General features: G+C 69.4%; 24 protein-coding genes and 1 pseudogene. 11 read left to right on the top strand and 14 right to left on the bottom strand.

Annotated elements, in window-relative coordinates; translation table 11 throughout:
• Nucleotides 1-19 precede the first annotated feature (19 nt).
• From proB to OM960_RS11730, 7 genes and pseudogenes are all read right to left on the bottom strand, one after another.
• Complete coding sequence (gene proB, locus OM960_RS11760; RefSeq protein ID WP_264772074.1) at nt 20-1,135, bottom strand: glutamate 5-kinase; 1,116 nt, start codon at nt 1,133-1,135, stop codon at nt 20-22.
• On the bottom strand, nt 1,123-2,151 hold the full coding sequence (gene obgE / locus OM960_RS11755) for a GTPase ObgE (protein WP_264772073.1): 1,029 nt from the start codon (nt 2,149-2,151) through the stop codon (nt 1,123-1,125). The genes proB and obgE overlap by 13 nt, the downstream gene beginning before the upstream one ends.
• Nucleotides 2,152-2,442: 291 nt before the next feature.
• Entirely contained in the window at nt 2,443-2,973 is a 531-nt protein-coding gene (locus OM960_RS11750) for a GNAT family N-acetyltransferase (protein WP_264772072.1), read from the bottom strand.
• A gap of 4 nt (nt 2,974-2,977) precedes the next feature.
• Nucleotides 2,978-3,517 (bottom strand): GNAT family N-acetyltransferase, encoded by a 540-nt coding sequence (locus OM960_RS11745; protein ID WP_264772071.1) that lies wholly within the window; start codon nt 3,515-3,517, stop codon nt 2,978-2,980.
• 293 nt (nt 3,518-3,810) lie between these two features.
• Entirely contained in the window at nt 3,811-4,080 is a 270-nt protein-coding gene (gene rpmA / locus OM960_RS11740) for a 50S ribosomal protein L27 (protein WP_263336308.1), read from the bottom strand.
• Between the two features lie 51 nt (nt 4,081-4,131).
• A pseudogene (rplU, locus tag OM960_RS11735) lies at nt 4,132-4,602 on the bottom strand (50S ribosomal protein L21); the annotation flags it as partial.
• A 228-nt stretch (nt 4,603-4,830) separates the two neighbouring features.
• Nucleotides 4,831-6,363 carry a trimethylamine methyltransferase family protein gene (locus OM960_RS11730; protein ID WP_264772070.1) on the bottom strand — a complete coding sequence of 511 codons (1,533 nt, stop codon included), beginning with the start codon at nt 6,361-6,363 and terminating at the stop codon, nt 4,831-4,833.
• Nucleotides 6,364-6,551: 188 nt separating this feature from the next.
• Between OM960_RS11730 and OM960_RS11725 the strand changes: the two genes are divergently transcribed.
• Nucleotides 6,552-7,538, top strand: a complete 987-nt coding sequence (locus OM960_RS11725; RefSeq protein WP_264772069.1) for a calcium/sodium antiporter — start codon at nt 6,552-6,554, stop codon at nt 7,536-7,538.
• A gap of 169 nt (nt 7,539-7,707) precedes the next feature.
• Nucleotides 7,708-8,121, top strand: a complete 414-nt coding sequence (locus OM960_RS11720) for a Fur family transcriptional regulator (RefSeq protein ID WP_264772068.1) — start codon at nt 7,708-7,710, stop codon at nt 8,119-8,121.
• Nucleotides 8,122-8,135: 14 nt separating this feature from the next.
• On the opposite strand, the gene OM960_RS11715 is transcribed toward OM960_RS11720, so the two are convergent.
• Nucleotides 8,136-9,443, bottom strand: coding sequence for an NAD(P)/FAD-dependent oxidoreductase (locus tag OM960_RS11715; protein ID WP_264772067.1), 1,308 nt, complete (start codon nt 9,441-9,443; stop codon nt 8,136-8,138).
• Nucleotides 9,444-9,577: 134 nt separating this feature from the next.
• Here OM960_RS11715 and OM960_RS11710 point away from each other — a divergent pair, with 134 nt between their 5' ends.
• A complete protein-coding gene (locus OM960_RS11710; protein ID WP_264772066.1) occupies nt 9,578-10,453 on the top strand; it encodes a DMT family transporter in 876 nt (291 codons plus the stop codon).
• Between the two features lie 75 nt (nt 10,454-10,528).
• The gene (gene eno, locus OM960_RS11705; protein WP_263336324.1) at nt 10,529-11,806 is read left to right on the top strand and encodes a phosphopyruvate hydratase; all 1,278 of its coding nucleotides are present in this window, start codon (nt 10,529-10,531) and stop codon (nt 11,804-11,806) included.
• Nucleotides 11,807-11,899: 93 nt separating this feature from the next.
• On the opposite strand, the gene OM960_RS11700 is transcribed toward eno, so the two are convergent.
• Complete coding sequence (locus tag OM960_RS11700; protein WP_263336327.1) at nt 11,900-12,316, bottom strand: globin domain-containing protein; 417 nt, start codon at nt 12,314-12,316, stop codon at nt 11,900-11,902.
• A gap of 119 nt (nt 12,317-12,435) precedes the next feature.
• On the opposite strand from OM960_RS11700, the gene OM960_RS11695 reads away from it, so the two are divergent.
• Nucleotides 12,436-13,371: a fatty acid desaturase gene (locus OM960_RS11695; RefSeq protein ID WP_264772065.1), complete on the top strand. Its 936-nt coding sequence runs from the start codon at nt 12,436-12,438 to the stop codon at nt 13,369-13,371.
• Between the two features lie 99 nt (nt 13,372-13,470).
• Nucleotides 13,471-14,394 (top strand): EamA family transporter RarD, encoded by a 924-nt coding sequence (gene rarD / locus OM960_RS11690; RefSeq protein ID WP_264772064.1) that lies wholly within the window; start codon nt 13,471-13,473, stop codon nt 14,392-14,394.
• Here the strand turns inward: rarD and OM960_RS11685 are convergent.
• Complete coding sequence (locus OM960_RS11685; RefSeq protein WP_264772063.1) at nt 14,357-15,478, bottom strand: anhydro-N-acetylmuramic acid kinase; 1,122 nt, start codon at nt 15,476-15,478, stop codon at nt 14,357-14,359. The genes rarD and OM960_RS11685 overlap by 38 nt on opposite strands.
• 63 nt (nt 15,479-15,541) lie before the next feature.
• Here OM960_RS11685 and tyrS point away from each other — a divergent pair, with 63 nt between their 5' ends.
• Both tyrS and OM960_RS11675 read left to right on the top strand, forming a co-directional pair.
• On the top strand, nt 15,542-16,792 hold the full coding sequence (gene tyrS, locus OM960_RS11680) for a tyrosine--tRNA ligase (RefSeq protein WP_264772103.1): 1,251 nt from the start codon (nt 15,542-15,544) through the stop codon (nt 16,790-16,792).
• Between the two features lie 41 nt (nt 16,793-16,833).
• The gene (locus tag OM960_RS11675; protein WP_264772062.1) at nt 16,834-17,589 is read left to right on the top strand and encodes a heparan-alpha-glucosaminide N-acetyltransferase; all 756 of its coding nucleotides are present in this window, start codon (nt 16,834-16,836) and stop codon (nt 17,587-17,589) included.
• A 204-nt stretch (nt 17,590-17,793) separates the two neighbouring features.
• Here the strand turns inward: OM960_RS11675 and OM960_RS11670 are convergent, their stop codons facing one another.
• From OM960_RS11670 to OM960_RS11660, 3 genes are all read right to left on the bottom strand, one after another.
• Nucleotides 17,794-18,798 carry a DUF3179 domain-containing protein gene (locus tag OM960_RS11670; RefSeq protein WP_432759518.1) on the bottom strand — a complete coding sequence of 335 codons (1,005 nt, stop codon included), beginning with the start codon at nt 18,796-18,798 and terminating at the stop codon, nt 17,794-17,796.
• Nucleotides 18,799-18,865: 67 nt separating this feature from the next.
• On the bottom strand, nt 18,866-19,480 hold the full coding sequence (locus OM960_RS11665) for a peptidylprolyl isomerase (protein ID WP_263336347.1): 615 nt from the start codon (nt 19,478-19,480) through the stop codon (nt 18,866-18,868).
• Nucleotides 19,473-19,979 carry a peptidylprolyl isomerase gene (locus tag OM960_RS11660; RefSeq protein ID WP_264772060.1) on the bottom strand — a complete coding sequence of 169 codons (507 nt, stop codon included), beginning with the start codon at nt 19,977-19,979 and terminating at the stop codon, nt 19,473-19,475. The genes OM960_RS11665 and OM960_RS11660 overlap by 8 nt, the downstream gene beginning before the upstream one ends.
• A 150-nt stretch (nt 19,980-20,129) precedes the next feature.
• Here OM960_RS11660 and OM960_RS11655 point away from each other — a divergent pair, with 150 nt between their 5' ends.
• Nucleotides 20,130-21,320: a phosphoglycerate kinase gene (locus OM960_RS11655; protein WP_264772059.1), complete on the top strand. Its 1,191-nt coding sequence runs from the start codon at nt 20,130-20,132 to the stop codon at nt 21,318-21,320.
• A 36-nt stretch (nt 21,321-21,356) separates the two neighbouring features.
• On the opposite strand, the gene OM960_RS11650 is transcribed toward OM960_RS11655, so the two are convergent.
• Nucleotides 21,357-22,199: an isocitrate lyase/PEP mutase family protein gene (locus OM960_RS11650; protein ID WP_264772058.1), complete on the bottom strand. Its 843-nt coding sequence runs from the start codon at nt 22,197-22,199 to the stop codon at nt 21,357-21,359.
• A 166-nt stretch (nt 22,200-22,365) separates the two neighbouring features.
• On the opposite strand from OM960_RS11650, the gene OM960_RS11645 reads away from it, so the two are divergent.
• Both OM960_RS11645 and OM960_RS11640 read left to right on the top strand, forming a co-directional pair.
• A complete protein-coding gene (locus tag OM960_RS11645; protein ID WP_264772057.1) occupies nt 22,366-23,160 on the top strand; it encodes an SDR family NAD(P)-dependent oxidoreductase in 795 nt (264 codons plus the stop codon).
• A 97-nt stretch (nt 23,161-23,257) separates the two neighbouring features.
• Nucleotides 23,258-24,151: a fructose bisphosphate aldolase gene (locus OM960_RS11640; RefSeq protein ID WP_263336360.1), complete on the top strand. Its 894-nt coding sequence runs from the start codon at nt 23,258-23,260 to the stop codon at nt 24,149-24,151.
• Nucleotides 24,152-24,201 lie beyond the last annotated feature (50 nt).

Here is a 24,201-nt window from a genome sequence, read left to right as displayed (position 1 = left end):
GCGCGCCAGCGCGCTCCCCTCAGAACGCCATGTCGTCGCGATGCACGATCGGCCCGCGCCCGGCATAGCCGAGAATGGCCGCGATGTCACCCGAGCGCCGGCCCGCGATCGCGCGGGCCTCCTCGGCCGAATAGCGCACAAGCCCCTTGGCGAGCGCCTCGCCCCCGGGCCCGAGGATCGCCACCGGATCGCCGCGCCCGAAGGCGCCCGCAACCGCGGTCACCCCGGCGGGCAGGAGCGAATTGCCGGCCCCGAGCGCCGTAACCGCGCCGGCATCGAGCCGGATCTCGCCCCTCGGCTTCATCGCCGCGATCCAGCGCTTGCGCGCGACTTGCGGGTCGCCCTGGCCGAGGAACCAGGTCTTCGCCGCCCCCGCCGCCAGCGCCGAGAGCGGCCGCTTCACCGAGCCTTCCATGATCGCCATCGCGCAGCCGCCGGCGACCGCGGTCTTCGCCGCCATGAGCTTGGTCTTCATCCCGCCCTTGGACAGGCCCGAGACCGGATCGCCCGCCATCGCCTCGATCTCGGGCGTGATCCGCTCGACGAGGTCGAAGCGCCGCGCGGTCGGGTCCTCCTTCGGATTGGCCGAGTAGAAGCCGTCGACGTCCGACAGGAGCACGAGTTGGTCGGCCCCGATCGTCACCGCGATCTGTGCCGCGAGCCGGTCGTTGTCGCCGAAGCGGATCTCGTCGGTCGCGACCGTGTCGTTCTCGTTCACGATCGGCACCACGCCGAGGCCGAGAAGCATCTCCATCGTCGCGCGGGAATTGAGATAGCGGCGGCGGTTCTCGGTATCCTCGAGCGTCACCAGCACCTGCCCGGCCGTGAGCCCGTGCGGCGCCAGCACCTCCTCGTAGGCCCGCGCGAGGCGGATCTGGCCGACCGCGGCGGCGGCCTGGCTTTGGTCGAGCGTGAGGGCGCCCGCGGGCAGGCCGAGGACGCCGCGGCCGAGCGCGATCGAGCCGGAAGAAACGAGGATCACGTCGGCGCCGCGCGCCTTGATCATGGCCACGTCCTCGGCGAGACCCGCGAGCCAGTCGCGCTTCAGCCCGCCGGCACGGTCGACGAGAAGCGCCGAGCCGATCTTGACGACGAGCCGGCGCGCGGCGCCGATGTCGGGGGTCAGGGCTGCCATGTCCCCTCCTCGGGGCCGTCCTCGGCCCGGTCCGCCGAAATCACCCGGTGAAGCGCGCGCAGCACCCCCGGCACGCCCGCGCCGGAGACGCCCGAGATCGCGTGGACCGGACCGCCGGAGGCCTTTTCAAGGCTGCGCCTGCGGTTGGCCAGCGTTTTCGCGTCGAGCGCGTCGATCTTGTTCAGCGCGGTGATCCGCGGCTTCTCGGCCAGCGTCCCGGAATAGGCCTCGAGCTCGGTGATGATCGTGCGGTAGTCCTTGGCGATCGTCGAGGAGGTGCCGTCCACGAGGTGGAGGAGCACCGAGCAGCGCTCGACATGGCCGAGGAACTGGTCGCCGAGGCCACGGCCCTCCGAGGCGCCCTCGATCAGGCCGGGAATGTCGGCCATGACGAATTCCTTGCCGTCGATGCCGACGACGCCGAGGTTGGGCACGAGCGTCGTGAATGGATAGTCCGCGATCTTCGGCCGCGCGTTCGAGACCGCGGCGAGGAAGGTCGACTTGCCGGCATTCGGCAGCCCGAGCAGCCCGGCATCGGCGATGAGCTTGAGCCGCAGCCAGATCGTGCGTTCCACCCCGTCCTGACCGGGATTGGCGCGGGAGGGGGCGCGGTTGGTCGAGGACTTGAAGCGCAGGTTGCCCCAGCCGCCGTTGCCGCCCTGGGCGAGGAGCACCCGCTGGCCGACCTCGGTGAGGTCGGCGATCAGCGTCTCCTCGTCCTCGTCGATGATCTCGGTGCCGACCGGCACTTTCAGCACGATGTCGTCGCCCGACTTGCCGGTGCGCTGCGAGCCCATGCCGGGCTGGCCGGACTTGGCGAAGAAATGCTGCTGGTAGCGGAAGTCGATGAGCGTGTTCAGCCCCTCGACCGCCTCGGCCCAGACCGAGCCGCCGTTGCCGCCGTCGCCGCCGTCGGGGCCGCCGAACTCGATGAACTTCTCGCGCCGGAACGAGACGCAGCCCGCACCGCCGCCGCCGGAGCGGATGTAGACTTTGGCGAGGTCGAGGAACTTCATGGCAGCGCTTTCCTTGGGGTCGAGTGGCGATAGCCCGTGGCGGCGGTTTTCGCAAGGGCGGCGGGGCGTCGGCGAAGGGTCGGCAAATGGTATGGCCCGGGCGCGCGGCGGGTTAAGGGGTCGGTCGCGCTTCGGGCGAAGGAAGCGGGGGGCCAGCCCCCCGCACCCCCCGGGGTATTTCGGCAATGAAGAAGATGCGGTGGGGCGGCGCCAGATCCGGACCGGTGCCGGTCGCGCGGGAAGCCGGGTCTCTCGGGGACGCCGCGCCACGTCCCGGTCGAGCGCGACGGGTTACGGCGCCGGCCGCGCGGTGCCGAGGGGAGCGGCGTGCCAGTCCGCGCGGGTCAGCTCCATCCGGCGGATCGTGACCTCGCGGCCGAGGGGGCGGGCGAAGGCGGGCCCGGTGCCCCGGTAGGCAAAGCCGAGCCACAGCAGCACCCGGGCAGAGCGGTCGTTGCCCTCGAAATGGCCGGATGCCAGCGGGCCCGCATCGGGATCGGCAAAATGGGCCGCGACGACCGCGCCCGCCGCTTCCTGCATCAGGCCGCCGCCCCAGAACCGGCGCGCGAGCCAGTAGCCGAGATCGGGCTTCGTGCCGATCAGCCCGGCGAGGGCGCCGCCGTGGTCGATCGCCCAATGATCGGCGGTGCCGGCGTCCGACAGGAACGCCCGCGAGTCACCTATCCCATAGGGCCAAGGCGGCGCGGAGAGCCAGCGCGTGACCTCCCAGTCCGCGAGCGCCGCGGAGATCGCGGGCGCATCGTCCGGGATCGGGGGGCGCAGGATAAGCCGCGCCGTGTGGATCACGGCGCGGCGCGGCATCCGCTCAGGCCATCTTGCGCAGATAGGTCCAGGTCGGGACCGTGGCGCCGCGCGCGACCGAGAAGGCCTCGGCGTCGCCGAGGTATTCGAAGCCGCAGTTCGTCAGCACCCGGGCCGAGCCGGGATTGTCCTGGAAGACCTCGGCGAAGAGCGTGCGCGAGCGGTGCGGGTTGGCCTCGACGATGGCGCGGACCGCCTCGGAGGCGTAGCCGGTGTTCCAGAAGGCGGGCGCCACCCAGTAGGTGATCTCGCTCTGCTCGCGCTCCATATGGGTCAGGCTGACGAGGCCCAGGACCTCGGCATGGCCGCGCTCGGACCCGTCCATGACCCAGACATCGGTGTCGCGGCCCTCCGACAGGGCGCGGGTGATGAAGGCCTCGGTCGCGCCCGGCGGCAGTGGATTCGGGATCGCGCGGCTGCCCTCGGCGATCCGCTTGTCGGCCATGTACATCGCGATCAGCCCGGCATCCGAGCGCCGGAGCGCGCGCAGTACGAAACGTTCGGCCGCCAGGGCGGGTTGCACGACGATGGGTTCCTGGATCATGCCTTCCTTCCTCCCGAGAAACACAAAGCCGGAACGTGGCCCCCTACCGGCCCCGAACCCTGCATAACTCTCACTCTGACGCCTTTCCCGCTGCCGCGGTGGTGGCGCCTTGTTTGCCGATACACCCGAAATGGGGCGGGAGCATGGCCCGATCAATCCCCCTGCGCGTCCTCGCGGCCGATAATCGCGCCGACGATCGTGAACCGGATCCGCACGGACAGGGGATCCCGCGGAAACGAAAAGGACCGGCCTTTCGGCCGGTCCCCCTTACGATCGAACGGTAAGGCTTCGGCTTACTCGGCTGCCTCCGCCGCCGGGAGGACCGAAATGAAGGTGCGCCCCTTGAGGCCCTTCCGGAACGTCACGCGGCCTTCGGCGGTCGCGAAGATCGTGTGGTCGCGGCCCATGCCGACGCCCTCGCCCGGCCACCAGGTGGTGCCGCGCTGGCGCACGATGATCGCGCCCGGCTGGGCGGCCTGGCCGCCGTAGAGCTTGACGCCGAGACGCCGGCCAGCGGAGTCGCGGCCGTTGCGGGAGGAACCGCCTGCCTTCTTGTGTGCCATGGGGTGTTACTCCTTCGTCTTGGCCGCGGCCTTCTTGGCCGGGGCTTTCTTCGCCGGGGCGGCTTTCGCCTCGGCCTTCTTGGCCGAGGCCTTCTTCGCCGGGGCAGCCTTCTTCTCGGCCTTGGCCTCGCCGGCCGGCGTATTGTCATGCGCGGCGACGCGGGCGGCGGCGGTGCCGATCGCTTCCTTCACGCCCGACTTTTCCGCGCCCGAGGCGAGGATGTCGGTGACGCGGACGAGCGTCAACTTCTGGCGGTGGCCACGGGTGCGCTGCGAGGAGTGCTTGCGGCGGCGCTTCCAGAAGGTGATGACCTTGTCGGCCTTGATGTCGTCGATGACTTCGGCCTGCACGGCCGCGCCCTTGACGAGCGGCTCGCCAAGCACCGGCTTGTCGCCGCCGACCATCAGGATCTCGTTGAACTGGACTTTTTCACCAGCGGCGGCGGCGATGAGTTCCACGCGGAGCACGTCGCCCGCCTGAACCTTGTACTGCTTGCCACCGGTCTTGAGGACCGCGAACATGGGTCTTTCCTTTCTCTGCCGCGCCCTGTGGCCCCGGTCTCGACCGGTGTTTCGGGTGTCCCCGCCTCGGACAGCGCGTCCCCGTTTCGGGGACGATCGTTGCAAACTTAAGAATCCCGGTCGGGGCATGGCCTCGCCGGGATGCGGGCTTATCGGGCAGGAGCGCCGCAAAGTCAAGTCCGGCGTGATGCCGTTTCCGAGGTGGTTTTCGGTCCCGGCCGCGGCGGGTCAATCCGCGGGCGGCGCGCCGCCCTCGGCGCTGCGGCGGGCGATGAAGGCGGCGATGCGCTCGCCGCGCTCGGCCGCGCCCTCGGGGGGGCGGTAGTCGGCGAGCACCTGCTGCCAGATCTGCGTCGCGCGCTCCGTCGATGTGCGGGCGCCGGCGGCTTCCCAGGTGCCGTGGTTCGAGAGATCGGCGACGAGGGGAGCATAGAAGGCGCGGTCGAAGCGGTCCATCGTATGCTGGGTGGCGAAGAAATGGCCGCCGGGGGCGACATCCTGCAAGGCGTCCCAAGCGAGGTCGTCGGGAGTGGAGGCCAGGGGCGCGCAGAGCTCGGCGATGGTCTGCAGCGCCTCGATGTCGTTGATGAACTTCTCGTAGCCGAAGGTGAGCCCGCCCTCGAGCCAGCCCGCGGAATGCACCGTCAGCGTGGCATTGGCCATGAGGTTGGCCCAAAGCCCCATGTGGTTCTCGCCCGCCGCCTGCATATCGGCGGTGTTGGAGGCGGAACCGGCGGCCGAGCGCCAGGGCAGGCCGACATGGCGGGCGAGCTGACCGGTGCCGATCGCCATGCGGATATGGGTGGGCGTGCCGAAGGCAGGCGCCCCGGACTTCATGTCGACGTTCGACGAGAAGCCGCCGTAGCTGACCGGCGCGCCGGGCCTGGCGAGCTGGGCGAGCGTGATCCCGGCGAGGCATTCGGCGTGCTGGAGGACCAAGGCACCCTCGACCGTCACCGGGGCCATAGCGCCGGAGAGGCAGAAGGGCGTGATGATCGAAAGCTGGCCGGCGCGGGCGAAGTCGATGATGCCCTCGGCCATCGGCTTGTCGATCTGGCGCGGCGAGTTGGTGTTGATCACCGTGGTGGCCCAGGCGCCGGCGGCGAAGTCCTCCTCCGGGAGCCCCATCGCGAGGCGGATCATCTCGAAACTCTCCGCGACCTGGGCGCGGCCGCGGGCATAGACGAAGAGGGGCTTGTCGGAGAGCGTGAGCTGGCCCTTCATCATCGCGTAGTGGCGCAGGGGCGCGGGAACGTCCTGCGGCTCGGCCGAGGGGCCGAGCTTGTGAATCACGTCGAAGCTCTGGTGCAGCTTCAGCGTCTCCAGATAGGTCGCGAGATTGCCGGGGCGGCGGCCGCGCAGCGCGTCGGTGGCGTTGGGGCAGCCGCCGGCGGGCGAGAAGATGAGGGCGCCCTCCTCGTAGGTCAGGTCGCGGTCGGAGTTCGGGGCGCGCATGCGGATGCTGCGCGGCGCCGAGGTGAGCGCGGCGGCGACGATGTCGCGGCCGAGGCGGACCATCTCGGTTCCCTCGTCGACGAGCGCCCCGCCGGCCGCGTAGAGCGCCCGCGCCTCGGGCAAGAGGACGCGCAGACCGAGTTCCTCGAGGAGGCGCAGCGCCATCTCGTGGATGGCGGCGACGGCGTCGTCGGAGAGCACCTTCTGCGGCGCGAAGGGGTGGCGGAGATGGCGGTAGTCCACGACCCGCGCCGGCGCTTCGGTGCGGCGCGCGGCCCGGCCCCGGCGGCGATGCTGTTGGTCCATGGCGCCTCCTTGTCGGACCCAGCCTTTCAGCCGGGCGGCGGGCGGTCTTTCCCGTTCGCGACATCGCCGCTGTCGGTCGGCGCGGGCGATCGCCCCCGCTCGGCGCTTTATTTCAGGCGCCCCCTTGCAGGTGTGGTGGCGCGATCCGCATCTAGGTCCGACGGCTCCCACCGACATAAAGGCCCACCATGTTCGACATCTGGCTCCCGCTCCTCGGCGGTCTCGTTCTCCTTGTCCTCGGCGGCGAGTTTCTGGTGCGGGGCGCGGTGCGCGTCGCCGAGCGGCTCGGCGTCTCGCCGCTGGTGATCGGCCTCACGCTGGTGGGCTTCGGCACCTCGATGCCCGAGCTCGTGACCTCGGTCCGGGCCGCGCTGGCCGGTTCGCCCGGCATCGCCTACGGCAATATCGTCGGCTCGAACATCGCCAACATCCTCCTGATCGGCGGCACCGCGGCGCTGCTCGCGCCGATCGCGGTCAGCTCGGCCGCGCTCCGCCGCGACGGCGGCGTCATGCTGGCCGTCGCCCTGGCCTTCGCCGCGATCGCCTGGGCCATGCCGATGTCGCGCGGCGTCGGGCTGGTCTTCGTCGCGGCGCTCGCCGTCTACATCTATCTCGCCTTCCGGATGGAACGGGTGTCGGCGGGCGCCGATCACGGCGCGGCCTACGACAAGGCCGCGGCGCTCGAAGCCGTCGATCCCGCGGTCACCCCCTCGCCCGTGGCCGGGCCGGGCATGCCGCTGTCGCTTGCGACCGCGGTCGGCGGGCTCCTCCTCGTCATGGCCGGCGGCGGCTTCCTGGTCGATGGCGCGGTGGCACTGGCGCGTTCGATGGCGATCTCCGAGACCGTGATCGGGCTCACCATCGTCGCGGTCGGGACCTCGATGCCCGAGCTGGTGACCTCGGTCGTCGCCGCCATTCGCCGCCAGAGCGACGTCGCCTTCGGCAACATCGTCGGCTCGAACATCTACAACATCCTCGGCATCGGCGGTGCCACCGCGCTGATCGCGCCGACCGAGGTGCCCGAGCAGATCGTGGGGTTCGACATTCCGGCGATGGTATTGATGTCGGTCCTGCTGATCGCCGCCGCCTATACGGGTTTTCGCATCACCCGGCGCGAGGGGGCGGCGCTGCTCGCGGGATACGGCGGCTATGTCTGGTGGATCTGGCCGGTCTGAGCCCGCAGCCGCTCGGGACCCGGGATGGCGGGGGGGGCGGGGCCGGGTTACCTGTCACGGGCGAGGCTTACCATTCCCTTCCGCGTCGCAGTCGCCGTCCCGGCATTTCGGCCTTCACGCCCCGCGAGATTTCCCCTAAACCGCTAGAACCACGAAGTCCGGAGCGGCCATGCGCCTGTCGATCATCGAACGTTGCGAGGCCAAGGGCCTCAGGATGACCGAGCAGCGGCGGGTCATCGCGCGCGTCCTGGAGGAATCCGACGACCACCCGGATGCCGAGGTGCTCTATGCCCGCGCCTGCGCCGTCGACCCGAAGATCTCGCTCGCGACGGTCTACCGGACGGTGAAGCTCTTCGACGAGGCGGGGATCCTCGACAAGCTCGAATTCGGCGACGGCCGGGCGCGCTACGAGGATGCCGAGCGTGAGCATCACGACCATCTCATCGACCTCACGACCGGCGAGGTGATCGAGTTCGTCGACGCGGAGATCGAGGCGCTGCAGGACAAGATCGCCAAGCGCCTCGGCTACCGGCTGAAGGGCCACAGGCTGGAACTGTTCGGGGTGCCGCTGAAGAAGAGCTGACTCGGGGCTCGGGCTTATATCTCGGTCGCGCCGCGCCGCCGCTCCCAGGCTAGCCTGAGCTTCGCTCCGATATCGAAGACCGGCCTCGGCGGGATCAGACTCGGCCCGCCGAGCGCGATGGCGTCAGCAAGCAGCGGGTCAGCGCCGCCCTCGGCCAGATCCGCGATCAGGCGGCCGAGGATCGTGCCGCGCGACAGACCCGAGGCGTTGTAGCAACCGCAGAGGAAGAGGCTCGGCGCGGTCTCCTCGAAGACGGGCCGTTCGTTGCGGCTGATGCAGACTGCACCGGACCAGCTGTGCTCGATATCGGCCTCCCCGAGGAAGGGGAAGCGGCGGGCGAGCCCCTCGGCATGGACCCGGCGCCGCGCCGCGAGCATCGCCGGCGTGATCCCGCCACGCGCGTATTCGGCGGTGTTGCGGATCAGGATCCGGCGCGACCGTGTCAGCCGCACCGTGGCCCCGAGCGGGCGTGGCGAGAGGATGCCCCAGCTGTCGGGTCGGCCGATCCGTTCCTCCTCCTCCGCGCTCAAGGCACGCGTCAGGCTCGCCGTCAAAGCGAGAGGGAAGACCCGCATCCGTTTCAGCCGGAGCCTCGGCAGGAAGGCGTTGACGCCGACGATGACCTTTGCCGCGCGGACGGTGCCGAGGTCGAGTTCAAGCGACCAGCCCGCGCCAGCACGGGCGATCCGCCGGACCGGCGAATTTTCGAAGGCTTCGACCGCGGGAGGGAGGGCCTCGACGAGGCCACGCAGGAGCTTGCCGGGTTGCAGGAGCGCGCCACCCCGGGTCTCCACGCCGAGGCCGTAATGGCTGGTGCCGAGGCGGCGCGCGAGGGCGTCGCGCTCGATCAATTCCGCGTCGATGCCGAGGTCCTTAGAGCTTTTCCAGTGCCGGTGCAGCGTGTCGAAATTCGCCACGTTATGCGCGGCGTAGATCGTGCCGGTGTCCTCCCAGTCGCAGTCGATGCGATGCGCCGCCACGAGGCGGTGAAGCTCGGCTACGCCGGCGAGGTCGATCCGGTTCGTCAGAGCGTAACGTGCGCGTCCTTCCGGAGAACTGAGGTCGGCATGGACGGGGCTTTCATGGGCGACGGCGAAGCCCGAATTGCGCGCGCTGGCCCCCTGCCCGAGCCGCTTGCCGTCAATCAGCACGATCCGCTTTCCGGGCGCGATTTCGGCCAACCTGCGCGCCGCGGCGAGGCCGGTCACGCCGCCGCCGACGATCGCATATTCCGCCGTCACATCGCCCGCGACGGCGGGAAACGCCGCCGCCTGCCCCGCCAGCGCGATCCAGCCGCTTCTGTCCTCGAGTCCCATCGTCATCCCCGTTTTCGCAATTGGTAGAGCGCCCTTGCCGCCCCGCCAAGGGGGCTTTCATCCCGCACCGGGGGCGAATTCGCTTGCGCGGAGCGCCCGATTGCGCTCTGCACGGCGCGTCCGAGCGCAAGATGGTCCGCATGAAGAACCTCCACGGCATCCTTCTCGTCCTCTTCTCGATGGCCGCCTTCTCGGTCGAGGACGCGTTCATCAAGGTGCTGACCGCGAGCCTGCCGGTCGGCCAGGTGCTCATCTGCCTCGGCTTCGGCGGTGCGGCGGTCTTCGCGGCGCTGACCGGACCGGCCGGCTGGCGGCGGATCGGGGCGGCGCTCGCGGTGCGCCAGGTGGCGCTGCGCAGCCTCGCAGAGGCGGTCGCGGCGGTCTCCTTCGTGACCGCGCTGTCGCTGGTGCCGATCTCGACCGTCGCGGCGGTCTTCCAGGCGACGCCGCTCGCGGTCACGGCCGGCGCGGCGCTGGTCTTCGGCGAGGCAGTGGGCTGGCGGCGCTGGGGCGCGGTCGGCGCGGGGTTCGCGGGCGTCCTGATGATCCTGCGCCCCAGTCTGGAAGGCTTCCGGCCCGAGGCCGGGCTCGTCCTCGTCACCGTGGCGGCGATCGCGCTCCGCGACCTCGTCACCCGGCGGATCCCGGCCGAGGTGCCCTCGCTCGCGGTCTCGTTCCACGGCTTCTTCGCGCTCGTCGTCGCGGGCGGGCTCCTGCTCGTCATCGGGCCGGCGCCGGAGGCGATCACCGCCACCGCGGGCGCGCAGATCGGCGCCGCGATCCTCTGCGGCACCGCGGGCTATTACGCGATCGTCGCGGCGATGCGCGATGCCGACGCCTCGGCGCTGATGCCGTTCCGCTATGCGCGGCTCGTCTTCTCGCTCGCGATCGGGGTCGCAGTCTTCGCCGAACGGCCCGACGCAATGACGCTCGCCGGGGCGGCGCTGATCCTCGCGGCGGCCTTCTACACCTACCTGCGCGAGCGGAAGGTGGCGCGCGCCGCGGTGGCGGCGTGAACACTCTTCCCTCATGGCGCGCGAGCGCGTAAACACCCGGCCAAAAGCCATTTCCCGCCGAAAGGACCGACGAACATGAGCACCATCATCGACATCCACGCCCGCGAGATCCTCGACAGCCGCGGCAACCCGACGGTCGAGGTCGACGTGACGCTGGAAGACGGCACGATGGGCCGCGCCGCGGTCCCGTCGGGCGCCTCCACCGGCGCCCACGAGGCGGTCGAGAAGCGCGACGGCGACAAGTCGCGCTACATGGGCAAGGGCGTCCTCGAGGCGGTCGCGGCCGTCAACGGCGAGATCGCCGAGAACCTCATCGGCGAGGACGCGACCGAGCAGGTGGCGATCGACCGGCTGATGATCGAGATCGACGGTACCGAGAACAAGGGCCGGCTCGGCGCCAACGCGATCCTCGGCGTCTCGCTCGCGGTCGCCAAGGCGGCGGCGGATTTCACCATGCAGCCCCTCTACCGCTATGTCGGCGGCACCTCGGCGCGGGTCCTGCCGGTGCCGATGATGAACATCATCAATGGCGGCGAGCATGCCGACAACCCGATCGACATCCAGGAATTCATGATCATGCCGGTCGCCGCCCCCGACATCCGCGGCGCGGTGCAGATGGGCTCGGAGGTCTTCCACACGCTGAAGAAGGAACTGTCGGCGGCGGGGCTTTCGACCGGGATCGGCGACGAGGGCGGCTTCGCGCCGAACCTCTCCTCCACCCGCGACGCGCTCGACTTCATCCTGAAATCGATCGAGAAGGCCGGTTACCGCCCGGGCGAGGACATCTATCTCGCGCTCGACTGCGCCTCGACGGAATACTTCAAGAACGGCAAGTATGTACTTTCCGGCGAAGGGAAAACTCTCACGTCCGAGGAGAACGTCGCCTATCTCGAGGCGCTGGTGAAGGACTACCCGATCATCTCGATCGAGGATGGCTGCGCCGAGGATGACTGGGCGGGCTGGAAGCATCTCACCGACGTCCTCGGGGCGAAGTGCCAGCTCGTCGGCGACGACCTCTTCGTCACCAATCCCGCCCGCCTCGCCGAGGGCATCGCCAAGGGCTGCGCCAACTCCATGCTCGTGAAGGTCAACCAGATCGGCACGCTGACCGAGACCCTGCAGGCCGTCGACATGGCCCACCGCGCCCGCTACACCAACGTGATGTCGCACCGCTCGGGCGAAACCGAGGACGCGACCATCGCCGATCTCGCGGTCGCGACCAACTGCGGCCAGATCAAGACCGGCTCGCTCGCCCGCTCCGACCGGCTCGCGAAGTACAACCAGCTGATCCGCATCGAGGAAATGCTGGGCGAGACGGCGGAATATGCCGGCCGCTCGATTCTGCGCGGCTGATATCTCTATTGTCCAAATACCCCCGCCGGAGGCAAACCCGCCTCCGGCGGGTTTTCTTTTTAGATCAATGGATTGCGCGACAAAGCTAGCCGGTCACTCGATCCCGCCGCGGCGGATCACCCGTTCCGACAACTCGGCATAGGCGGCGCGCCAGGCCTCTTCCAGCTCGGGTGTGAACTCGCCGCCGAGCTCGTTGCGCAGGGTCTCGATCAGCGCCTCGCCCATCGGTGCGAAATGCGCGGCCTTGACGCCGATCAGGGCATGGCCGCGGCCAAGCTCGGCGAACCGCTCGCCCAGCGCCTCGGGGCTTTCGAGGTTCTCGATCACGATGCCGAGCGTGGTCATGAACTTCATGCCCTGACCCGCGAGGTCGTCGCGGAACATCGCCCGTAGCGAGGGGTCGCGGCGGAACAGCGCCTCGTAGAAATAGACCGAAGCGGGTTCGAGCCGTTCCCTGAGCCGGTGAAAGCTTTCGCGGATCATCGCGGACTGCCGCGCGGTTACCGTCATCTATTGTCCTTTCTGCTTGTTTTCGCACCACTTTGCCTAACCCGGCAGGGGCGCGCCTTGACCCATCTCAAACCCCGCGGCCCGCTTGCCGGTGAGCGGGGTTTCGGCGAGGATGCGCCATGACCTCCGAGGACAGTATAGCGCATCAGGGTGGAAAACCGCATGGGGAGATCGACCACCGGTCGTTTCTCGCCGCGCTGCCCGTGGCCGAGAAGGCGGCGCTGACCGGGACGAGCGACCGCGCGGGGCTCGTCCATCTGGCGCTGCATGGCGGGCTCATCCTTCTGACTGGCGCGCTCATCGCGCTCCGCGTGCCGTTCTGGCCGCTCCTCCTGCCGGTCCAGGGCGTGCTGGTGATCTTCCTCTTCACGCTCGAGCATGAATGCACGCACCGCACGCCGTTCCAGTCGGCGCGCCTCAGTGATTGGGTCGGTCGCGTCTGCGGCGTCCTGATCCTGCTGCCCTTCGAGTGGTTCCGCTACTTCCACCTCGCGCATCACCGCTTCACCAACATCCCCGGCCGCGATCCCGAGCTCGAGGGCGAGAAGCCGACGGATATGCGCGGCTGGGTCCGGCATGTCTTGGGCCTGCCGGTCTGGTGGGCCAACGCGCGGCTTCTTTGGCGGCTGGTGCTCGGGCGCGAGCGGCCCGCCTTCCTGCCCGACGCCGCGCGCGGCCGCGCCGAGCGCGAGGCGCGCGTGATGCTCGCGCTCTACGCGGTGGCGGCGCTCACGCTTTTCTGGTCGCCGGTCCTCATCTGGGTCTGGCTGGTTCCGGCCCTCCTCGGCCAGCCGTTCCTCCGGCTCTATCTCCTCGCCGAGCATGGCGACTGCCCGACGGTCGCGAACATGTTCGAGAACACCCGAACCACCTTCACCACCCGGGTCGTGCGGTTCCTCGCCTGGAACATGCCCTACCATGTCGAGCACCACGTCTTTCCGGCGGTCCCGTTCCACAAGCTGCCCGCACTGCACCGGCTGATCCGGGACGAGCTGAAGGTCACCGCCGACAGTTATGCCGCCTTCACCCTCGACTACCTCGCCCGCCGCCGCTGAGGCCGGGCACCGGCCCGCAATGTACCCGCCACAATGTTCGCATGGCGCCGCCCCGCCCGATCGGGTAGGCAGGCGGTGTTCCCGATCCCGAGCCCGCCGATGACCGATACCCCGATTCAAGCCCCGAAGAACGACGACAGCCTCGCCGGCTTCGGCTTCGCGCTTTCGGCCTATCTGCTCTGGGGTTTCCTGCCGCTCTACATGAAGGCGCTGGCCCATGTGACGCCGGCCGAGGTCATCGCCCACCGGGTGCTCTGGTCGGTGCCGGTCGCGGGCCTGATCCTCGTCGCGCTCGGCCGCACCGCGGACCTGCGTGCCGCACTCCGCAGCCCGCGCATGGTCGCGATGGCGGTGGTGACGGCGGCGCTCATTTCGCTCAACTGGGGCATCTATGTCTGGGCGATCGGCTCGGGCCAGGCGCTCGAGGCAGCACTCGGCTATTACATCAATCCGCTCTTCTCGGTCCTCCTCGGGGCGGTGCTTCTGCGCGAAAGGCTTAGCCCGGCGCAATGGCTGGCGATCGGTCTCGCCGCGGTCGCGGTGGCGATCCTGACCGTCGAGGCCGGGCGGCTGCCCTTCGTCGCGCTGGCGCTGACTTTGACCTGGGGTTGCTACGCATTTCTCAAGAAGAAGCTGCCGATCGGACCCAATCAGGGCTTCATGCTCGAGGTGCTGCTGCTCACGCCCCCGGCGCTTGCCTATGTGATCTGGCTGGCCGCAAAGGGCGAGAGCCATTTCCTGCAGGGCGTGCCCTTCGACACGGCGATGCTTCTCGGCTGCGGCGTGGTGACCGCGATACCACTTATCCTCTATGCAAATGGCGCGAAGCTCCTCCGGCTCTCGACCATCGCGATCATGCAATACATCGCGCCGACGATGATCTTCCTCACCGCGGTCTTCGTCTTCGGCGAGCCCTTCGGCAGCGCCCGCGCCGTGGCCTTCCCGATGATCTGGGCGGCGCTCGTTCTCTACACCGGCTCGATGCTTAGCCAGTCGCGGAAGCGGCGGCGTCGGGCCGGCTGACCCGCCCCCCGCCGACCGCGGCCGCGACCCCGGTGGTCGTGGCGCAGGAAGTCGGCAGCCCGCGCATCACCCGCACCGCGAGATGGGCGAAGGCCTGCGCCTCGAGCATGTCGCCATCAAGGCCCGCGGCCTCGACCGGCTCGACCGGGCAGTCCATAAGGCGCGCGAGCATCGCCATAAGCGTTTCGTTGTGGCGCCCGCCGCCGGTGACCAGAAGCCGCGAGACCGGGGCCGGGAAATGCTCGGCCCCCCGCGCCACGGCGGCGGCGGCGGCGGCGGTGAGGGTCGCGGCGGCATCGGCGTCGGCGAGATGTTCGACCGCGGCGAGGAGGCCGTGGAAGTCGTTCCGGTCGAGCGATTTCGGCGGCATCCTGCGGAAGTAACGGTGATCGAGGAAGCGGGCGACGACCGCCTCGTCGGGCTTGCCTCCGGCGGCGAGCGCGCCTCCCTCGTCGAGCGCAAGGCCGCGCCGCGCCTGCATGAGATCGTTGACCGGCGCATTGGCGGGGCCGGTGTCGAAGGCGAGGCAGGCGCCGGGCGCGTCCGGCGCGGGCGCGGTCGGGTCAAGCCAGGTGAGGTTGCCGACCCCGCCGAGGTTGAGGAAGGCGAGGGGCTGAGTGGCGCCGATCCATTTCGCGCAGGCGAAATGGAAGAAGGGGGCAAGCGGCGCGCCCTGCCCGCCCATTTCCACATCGGTCGAGCGGAAATCCCACACGACCGGCAGGCCGAGCACCTCGGCCAGAACCGCGCCGTCGCCGGCCTGATGGGTGCCGCGCCCGCCCGGATCATGGGCCAGCGTCTGGCCGTGGAAGCCAACGACCTCGGTCTCGCCCGCGAGGGTGGAGAGAAGCCCGGCATGGGCGGTCTCGACGACCTCGGCGGCCTCGCCGACGCCCGCCTCGCCGGGCCAGCGGCCGAGGGCGGCGCGGATCACCCCGCGCTCTGTATCCGAATAGGATCGGTAGGCGGTGCGGCCGAAGGCGTGAATGCGCTCGCCATCGGTTTTCACCAGCGCCGCGTCCACCCCGTCGAGCGAGGTTCCCGACATGGCACCCAGAGCCCAGACCGCCTTTGCCTTCATCATGCCCTTTCCCTCGGACCCGCCCGCCGATATAGCGGTTACGGCACGAGAATGGACGAGACCGCGATGACCTACCACCCGAAATCCGATTTCATGCGCGTGATGATGGAACGCGGCTTCCTCGCCGACTGCACCGATTATCAGGGGCTGGACGAGGCTTTGGCGAAGGGCGTGGTGCCGGCCTATATCGGCTTCGACGCGACGGCGCCCTCGCTGCACGTGGGCTCGCTGATCCAGATCATGATGCTCAGGTGGCTGCAGAAGACCGGCCACAAGCCCCTGGTCCTGATGGGCGGCGGCACGACCAAGGTCGGCGATCCGTCGTTCCGGGCCGAGGAGCGGCCGCTCCTCACGCCCGCCCAGATCGACGACAACATCGCCGGCATCAAGCGGGTCTTTTCGGCCTATGTGAGCTTTGGCGACGCGCCGAGCGACGCCCTGATGCTCAACAACGCCGAGTGGCTCGATACGCTCAATTACCTCGATTTCCTGCGCGACATCGGGCGGCATTTCTCGGTCAACCGGATGCTGTCGTTCGAGAGCGTCAAATCGCGGCTCGACCGCGAGCAGAGCCTGAGCTTCCTCGAGTTCAACTACATGATCCTGCAGGCCTACGACTTCCTCGAACTGCACCGGCGCTACGGCTGCCTCCTGCAGATGGGCGGATCGGACCAGTGGGGCAATATCGTCAACGGCATCGACCTCACCCGCCGGATCCTCGACGACGAGGTCTACGGGCTGACCTCGCCGCTCCTGACCACCTCGGACGGCAAGAAGATGGGCAAGAGCCAGTCGGGTGCGGTCTGGCTGAATGGCGAGATGCTCTCGCCCTACGAGTTCTGGCAGTTCTGGCGCAATACGACCGATGCCGATGTCGGGCGGTTCCTCAAGCTCTACACAGAGCTCAACGTCGAGGAATGCGACCGGCTCGGCGCGCTTGAAGGCGCCGAGATCAACGAGGCCAAGATCGTGCTCGCCAACGCGGTGACCGCGCTCGCCCACGGCGCCGAGGCGGCGGTGGCGGCCGAGGCCACCGCGCGCGAGGTCTTCGAGCGCGGCGGCGTCGGCGAGGAGCTGCCGACGCTGGCGCTCTCGGCCGGGGATGTTGCGGACGGGATCAGCCTCGCCCAGCTCTTCGTGCGCTCGGGCCTTGCGAAGTCGGGCAAGGATGCCAAGCGGCTCATCGCCGAGGGCGGCGCAAGGGTGAACGACGAGATCGCCGCCGATGCCGGACAGATGTTCGGCGCAGGCCATTTCGCCACCCCGCTGAAGCTGACCGCCGGCAAGAAGCGCCACGCGCTCGTCGTGCTGGACTGAGCCGGATCGGCACCCGGCTGGCCGGGCGCCGGGGCGGGATGATGGAGATGGGAGCCGAGATGGCGGGACGGCCGGAGCGGATCGCGACGCTCGACATCGCACGGACGCTGGCGCTGGTCGGCATGGCGGTCTTCCATTTCACCTTCGACCTGCAGATGTTCGGCCATCTCGCGCCCGGCACCACTGCCACCGGCGGCTGGGTGCTCTTCGCGCGCCTCATCGCAGGCAGCTTCCTCTTCCTCGCGGGCGTGAGCCTGCAGCTCGCGCATGGCCGGGGCATCCGCCCGCGCGCCTTCGGGCGCCGCTTATTGATGATCGCGGGCGCCGCCCTCTTGGTCACGGGGGCGACCTACATGGCGCTGCCCGAGCAGTTCGTCTATTTCGGCATCCTCCACTCCATCGCCGTGGCGAGTGTGATCGGGCTCGCATTCCTGCGCCTGCCGGCACTCCTGACACTTGCGGCGGCGGCGGCGGTCCTCGCCATCGCTCGGATGCCGGCCGCGGAGGTCTTCGAGGCGCCGTGGCTGCACTGGCTCGGCCTCGCGACGACGACCCGGCCGTCGGTCGATTTCGTGCCGGTCTTTCCCTGGCTCGCCCCCTGCCTCGTCGGGATCGCGCTCGCGCGGCTGGCCGGGCGCGCAGATCTCTGGGACCGGTTGCGCCGGGTGGAGGGGCGCCTGTCCGCCGCCTCGCTGCAGGCGCTCGCCTGGCCCGGGCGCCACAGCCTTGCGATCTATCTCATCCATCAGCCGGTGCTCTACGGCCTCGTCTGGGCGGCAACGGTAACGATGCGCTGATGCCCCGGCGGAGCGGGGGGCTGTCTGCCCCCCACGCCCCCGACAGGTCGGGGGCTCCCCCCGAGAGTATTTGAAGACAGAAAGTGAGCGGAGATGCGTCACTTTCTGTCTTAAAATACTCCCGCCGGAGGCCGCCGAGGAGGAGGCCGGAAGGCCGACGACGAGAGGAAAGTCTTGCGCCGCAGGCGCGCAATCAGAAACGAGTCAGTTGCCGAGCATCCATCTGCCGTCCGGGTGGAAAGCGTGGAAGACGAAGGCAAAGATGACGTCATGGACGACGTCGTGGCCGCTGACCGCGTCACGGACGCGGATGTTGCCGACCTCGCGGCCCTTGGCGATCCGCCCGGAATCGAGGGCGGACGCCTGGCCCCGGCTCCAGCTGATCCGCACCCCGGCCTCGGCGATCTCGCCCGCCCGCGCCACCCGTTCGAGCGGCCAGGCGCGGTTGCCGACGCGCACCACGCGGGACAGCGGCTCGATCCCGTGGGGCGGCATCTCGCCATTGTAGAGGAAGGGCCGGGCGAGGCTGTCGTAGCCGGCATAGGGGTTGCGGCCGTAGCTGCGCGTCCAGTCGGGCTCGTCCATCACCAGCCCGTCGGGGTTGCGGGCGCGGAACGCGCCCCAGCTTTCCATCCAGCCCGGAAGCTGGGTGAGCTTGCGCCCGGTCAACTTGCCGACGATCGCCTCGCCCAGCGCCTGCTGCCACCAGCTCTCGGTCTGGCGGTCGTACATGATGAGGTCGGAATGGCGGAGCTTGCCCGAAACGCCGAAACTCAGGGTCTGCCCGCCGAGGCGGCGGTCGAAGATCATCCCGGCGTTGCACAGCGGGCAGAAGGTCACCGCCACCGGCACGCCCGCCACCTCGTCGTTGACGATCTCGTGCCAGGTCAGGTAGCGGATCGGCCAGGCGCGCGGCTTGGCCTCGCCGAGTTCGAGCACCATCACCGGCTCGCGGTCGTCGAGGCGGCGCTCGGAGCCGACAGGGATCATCCTTGCGCCGTCGAGCGCGGGGATGCCGTCCTTCGGCGGGCCGCCGGAGAGGATCTCGGCGAAGGGCACCGATGCGCGGGAGAAGTTGGTGCGCGGCCATTCGGCGCGCCAGCGGTCCGGCGCGGCGAGCGCGGCGGCGGCGAGCGCGAAGACTGCGACGAGGCCGGGGCCAACCCGGCCAGAAGGCGGATCGCGGACATGGAAACCCCCGCCCGGCACTCTGGCGCGGGCGGGGGCGTTTTTCCAGCGCCGGGGCGCCGGTCTCACCCGAAGGTGAAAAGTCGTGTTATTCCTCGACCGTAACCGTGACCATGCGGTCGGGCTCGCTCACCGCGCCGTTCAGGTCGGGATTGCCCTTCTTGATCGCGTCGACCACTTCCATGCCGCCGATGACATGGCCGATCACGGTGTACTGACCGTTCAGGAACTCGCCGGGCGCAAACATGATGAAGAACTGCGAGTTCGCGCTGTCGGGATCGGCGGACCGCGCCATGCCGACGACGCCGCGCATGAAGGAATGCTCGGAGAACTCGGCCGGGATGTTCGGCAGGTCCGACGCGCCGGTGCCCGCGAGCGCCAGGTCGCCGCCGGCCTTGCCGTTCTGGACGTCGCCGGTCTGGGCCATGAAGCCCTCGATCACCCTGTGGAACACGACGCCGTCATAGGCGCCGCGACGCGCCAGTTCGGTGACCTGGGCGACGTGCTTCGGCGCGATGTCGGGCAGAAGGTCGACCGTGACCTTGCCGTTGGCCTCGCCCGCGACCTCGATCACGAGGTTCGGGCCCGGTCCGTCCTCGGCCGCCGAGGCGCTGCCGGTGGACTTGACATAGAGGAAGAACGCGGCGCCGACAGCCACGGCGGCGGCGGCGATCCCGCCGATGATGACGCGGGCGTCAGACATCGGCCGCGACCTTCACCGCGATCATCCGGTCGGGCGACGCGGGCGGTTCGCCGCGGGCGATCTTGTCGACATGCTCCATCCCCGAGATCACCCGGCCGTAGACGGTGTACTGGCCGTTGAGGAAGTGGTTGTCCTTAAAGTTGATGAAGAACTGCGAATTGGCCGAGTTCGGGTTCTGCGACCGCGCCGCGCCGAGCGTGCCGCGATCGTGCGGCAGCTTGGAGAACTCGGCCGGCAGGTCCGGCAGGTCGGAGCGGCCGGTGCCGCAGCGGCCGGGGTTGTAGTTCTGTTCCATGTTCGCGTGCTGGACATCCCCGGTCTGGGCCATGAAGCCCTCGATCACCCGGTGGAAGGCGACGTTGTCGTACTTGCCGGCGCGGGCGAGTTCCTTCATGCGCGCCGAATGCTTGGGCGCGACGTCGGGCAGAAGCTCGATCACCACGTCGCCGTTCTTCAGCGTCATGATGATGGTGTTTTCGGGATCCTTGATCTCTGGCATGAACGCCTCCTTCGATTTCGGCGGCGACCCTAGAGCGCGGCGCGGTCCAAGAAAAGGCCAAAGCGTTCCGGTCGGTTGACCTTCGCCTATGCTTCGGGCGATTTGGCGCGTAAGTCTTGAAAAAACGCACGGCCCGAAAGGATTCTCTTGATGAGCTGGAAAACCATCGACGACATGGACTTCAAGGGCAAGGTCGCTCTGGTCCGCGTCGACATCAACGTGCCGGTCGAGGCCGGGCGCGTCACCGACGCCACGCGGATCGAGAAGATCGTGCCGACGGTGAAGGACATCCAGGAGAAGGGCGGCAAGGTCGTGCTCTTGGCGCATTTCGGGCGGCCTAAGGGCCAGGTCGTGCCCGAGATGAGCCTCAGGGTCACGCTGCCCGCGCTCGAGGCGGCGCTCGGCCAGACGGTCGGCTTCGCGGATAACTGCATCGGGGCGCCGGCCAAGAAGGCGGTGGCGGCGATGGAGCCAGGCGACGTCCTGCTGCTCGAAAACACCCGCTTCCATGCCGGCGAGGAGAAGAACGACCCGACGATGGCCGCCTCGCTCGCGGCACTCGGACTGGTCTATGTCAACGACGCCTTTTCGGCCGCGCACCGCGCCCATGCCTCGACCGAGGGCATCGCGCACCGGATGCCGTCCTGCGCCGGGCGGCTCATGGAGGCCGAACTGAAGGCGCTGAACGCGGCACTCGGCAATCCGGAGCGGCCGGTCGTGGCGATCGTCGGTGGCGCCAAGGTCTCGACCAAGCTCGATCTGCTCGGCAACCTCGTCGAGAAGGTCGACCATCTCGTCATCGGCGGCGGCATGGCCAATACCTTCCTCGTCGCCAAGGGGATAGAGGTCGGCAAATCGCTCGCGGAGCGCGACATGGCCGAGACCGCACGGGAAATCCTCGCCAAGGCCGAGGCCACGGGCTGCGCCATCCACCTGCCGACCGACGTGGTGGTGGCCAAGGAGTTCAAGGCCGGGGCGGAAAACCGTACCGTCGCGGCCGGCGAGTGTGCGGCCGACGAGATGATCCTCGATGCCGGGCCGGATACGGTGGACCTGATCGCCGAGGTCTTCGCCCGCTGCCGCACGCTGATCTGGAACGGCCCCCTCGGCGCGATCGAGACCCCGCCCTTCGACGCGGCGACGACGATGGCGGCGCAGAAAGCGGCGGAACTCACCCGTGGCGGCCGGCTGGTCTCGGTCGCCGGCGGCGGCGACACGGTCGCGGCCCTGAACAAGGCCGGGGTGGCCGAGGATTTCAGCTACATCTCGACCGCGGGCGGCGCCTTCCTCGAATGGATGGAAGGCAAGGTCCTGCCGGGCGTCGCGGCGCTCGAGAACTGAGGCCGGCAGCGCCGCCCTGCCCCGCGCGGCGGCGCGTCATACCCGGCGGCCGCCGCGCTCCTGCGACATCAGACGCGCCACCTCCGCGTCGGGGATCGCCTCGGCGGCATAGCCGAACGTGCCGTCGTGCAGCACCTCCCGTCCGGCCCGGGCCAAGGCGCCGAGTGCTGCGCGGGCGAAGGAGCCGCCGACGCTGATGCGGCGTACGCCGGCGGCGGCGAGGTCGGCCACCGAGCAGGCCGGCCCCGAGAGGCCGGCCACGACATTGACCGGCCGGTCGACCGAGCGGCAAACGGTGCGGATCGCATCGAGATCGGGCAGGCCGGGCGCGAAAAGCACATCCGCCCCGGCCTCGGCGAAGGCCTGAAGGCGGCGGATCGTATCGTCAAGGTCGGGCCGTCCCCAGAGATAGTTCTCGGCCCGCGCGGTCAGCAGGAATGGCCGCCCGCGCACCGCTTCGGCCGCCGCGCGGATCCGCTCGACGGCGAGGGAGAACGGATGGATCGGATCGCCGGGATCTCCGGTCGCGTCCTCGATGGAACCGCCCGCGAGGTCGAGGTCACAGGCCATCGTGACCGTATGCGCGCAGGTCTCGGGTGCCGCGCCAAAGCCGTCCTCGAGATCGGCGGTCACCGGCAGGTTGGTCGCGCGGGCGATTGCGGCGGCATTGAGCAGGATCTCCTCGCGCGTCAGCGCCGCGAAAGAATCGCGCCGCCCGGTGGAGAAGGCATAGCCCGCGCTGGTCGTCGCCAGGGCCTCGAAGCCGATATCTGTGAGGATACGCGCCGAGCCCGCGTCCCAGGCATTGCCGACGACGAACGCCCCCTCGCGGGCGTGGAGTGCCCGGAACCGCTCGAATCTCGTGGTCTGATCCTGCATTCTGTTCTCCAGTCGCAGTGAGAAGCGTCACGAGGCAGCGTAGGCGCATACGGCGCGCCGGCAAACCCGCACGATGACGCGACGTTCGCCCCGGACCGCCACAGTTTTGCCTCGGGCGGCGGGATAAAAGGGGGCAGAAATCTGGCGGGATCAGGAAAGCATAAACATGGCGGCGAAATGGACGCTGATCACCGGGGCGTCGGACGGTCTCGGCCGCGAGTTCGCGCGGATCGCGGCGGCCGAGGGGCGCGACCTGATCCTCGTCGCGCGCCGCGCCGAGAGGCTGGAGTCGCTGGCGCAAGAGCTGCGTGCCCGCCATCGGATCTCGGTCGAGGTGATGCCGGCCGACCTGTCCGATCCCGCCGCGGTCGACGCACTGTGGCGCCGTGCCGCGCACCGGCGCCAGATCGAGGTGCTGGTCAACGATGCCGGGTTCGGGCTGAACGGCGCCTTCGCCGAGACCGACCTGGCCCGCGAACTGGCCTCGATCGCGGTCAACGTCATGGCGCTCACGATCCTGATGAAGCACGCGGTCGGCCATATGCGGTCGCAAGGCGGCGGGCGGATCCTGAACGTCGGCTCCACGGCGGGGTTCATGCCGGGGCCGAACATGGCCGTCTACCACGCGACCAAGGCCTATGTCCTGTCGCTGAGCGAGGCGGTGGCCGAGGAACTGCGGGGCGGCAACGTCACCGTCACGGCGCTTTGCCCCGGCGCGACGGCGACCGGGTTCCAGAGCGTCGCGCAGATGGAAAACGCGCTTCTGCTGCGGGTCCTGCCGGTGGCAGAGGCCGGCGCGGTCGCCCGGGCCGGCTGGCGGGCGATGCAGCGCGGCCGTCGGATCTGCGTCACCGGATCGTTCAACCGGTTCTTCGCGGCGGCGCCGCGGCTCTCGCCGCGGGCACTGACGACGCGGATCGCGGGGCTGTTCCTGCGGTCCGGCGGCATTCGCGCGCGTTAGCGCCACCACATTTGCATGCGACCCGACTGTCGCCTAGAAGCGATGGAAGGGCGTGCGGCGCGCCCATTGCATTTCAAGCTTTCGCGCGGAGACGGACATGGCACGGCAAAATCAGGCAGAACAGATGCGTTCCGGCAAGGGCTTCATCGCCGCGCTCGACCAGAGCGGCGGCTCGACACCGAAGGCGCTGAAGCTCTACGGCGTCGAAGAAGGCGCCTGGTCGAACGACGACGAGATGTTCGCGCTGATCCACCAGATGCGCGCCCGCATCGCGACGGCCCCCGCCTTCACCGGCGAGCGGGTGATCGGCGCGATCCTGTTCGAAAAGACCATGGACGGCGAGATCGGCGGCAAGCCCGCCGCCCAGTTCCTGTGGGAAGAGCGTGGCGTGGTACCGTTCCTCAAGATCGACAAGGGGCTCGAGGACAAGGCCGACGGCGTGCAGCTGATGAAGCCGATCGGCGGGCTCGACGCGCTTCTCGACCGGGCGGTCAAGGCGGGGATCTTCGGCACCAAGGAGCGTTCGGTGATCGGCGCGGCCTCGGCCTCGGGTATCGCGGCGGTCGTGGCGCAGCAGTTCGACCTCGGCCGCCAGGTGCTGGCCAAGGGGCTGGTGCCGATCATCGAGCCGGAAGTGACGATCTCGATCGCCGACAAGGCCGAAGCGGAGGACATCCTGCTCGCGGAGCTGAAAAAGCAGCTCGACGCGCTGCCCGAAGGCGCGGACGTGATGCTGAAGCTGACGCTGCCGACCAAGGCCAATCTCTACAAGCCGCTGATCGACCATCCGCGGGTGATGCGCGTCGTCGCGCTGTCGGGCGGCTATTCGCGCGACGAGGCGAACGCGCTCCTGGCGCAGAACGCCGGCATGATCGCCAGCTTCTCGCGCGCGCTGACCGAGGGGCTCTCGGCCAAGCAGGACGACGCCGAGTTCAACCGCACGCTCGACGCCACGATTCAGTCGATCCGCGACGCCTCGGTGGCCGGCTGACAACGCCGGCGGGGCGAAACGCGATGCGAGGGATTCCCTTCGCGAATCAC

The organism is Defluviimonas salinarum (assembly GCF_026013545.1).
Taxonomy (GTDB): Bacteria; Pseudomonadota; Alphaproteobacteria; order Rhodobacterales; family Rhodobacteraceae; genus Albidovulum; species Albidovulum salinarum.
Note: the sequence above shows the minus strand (reverse complement) of the source record. Positions and strands in the feature narration are given on the sequence as shown.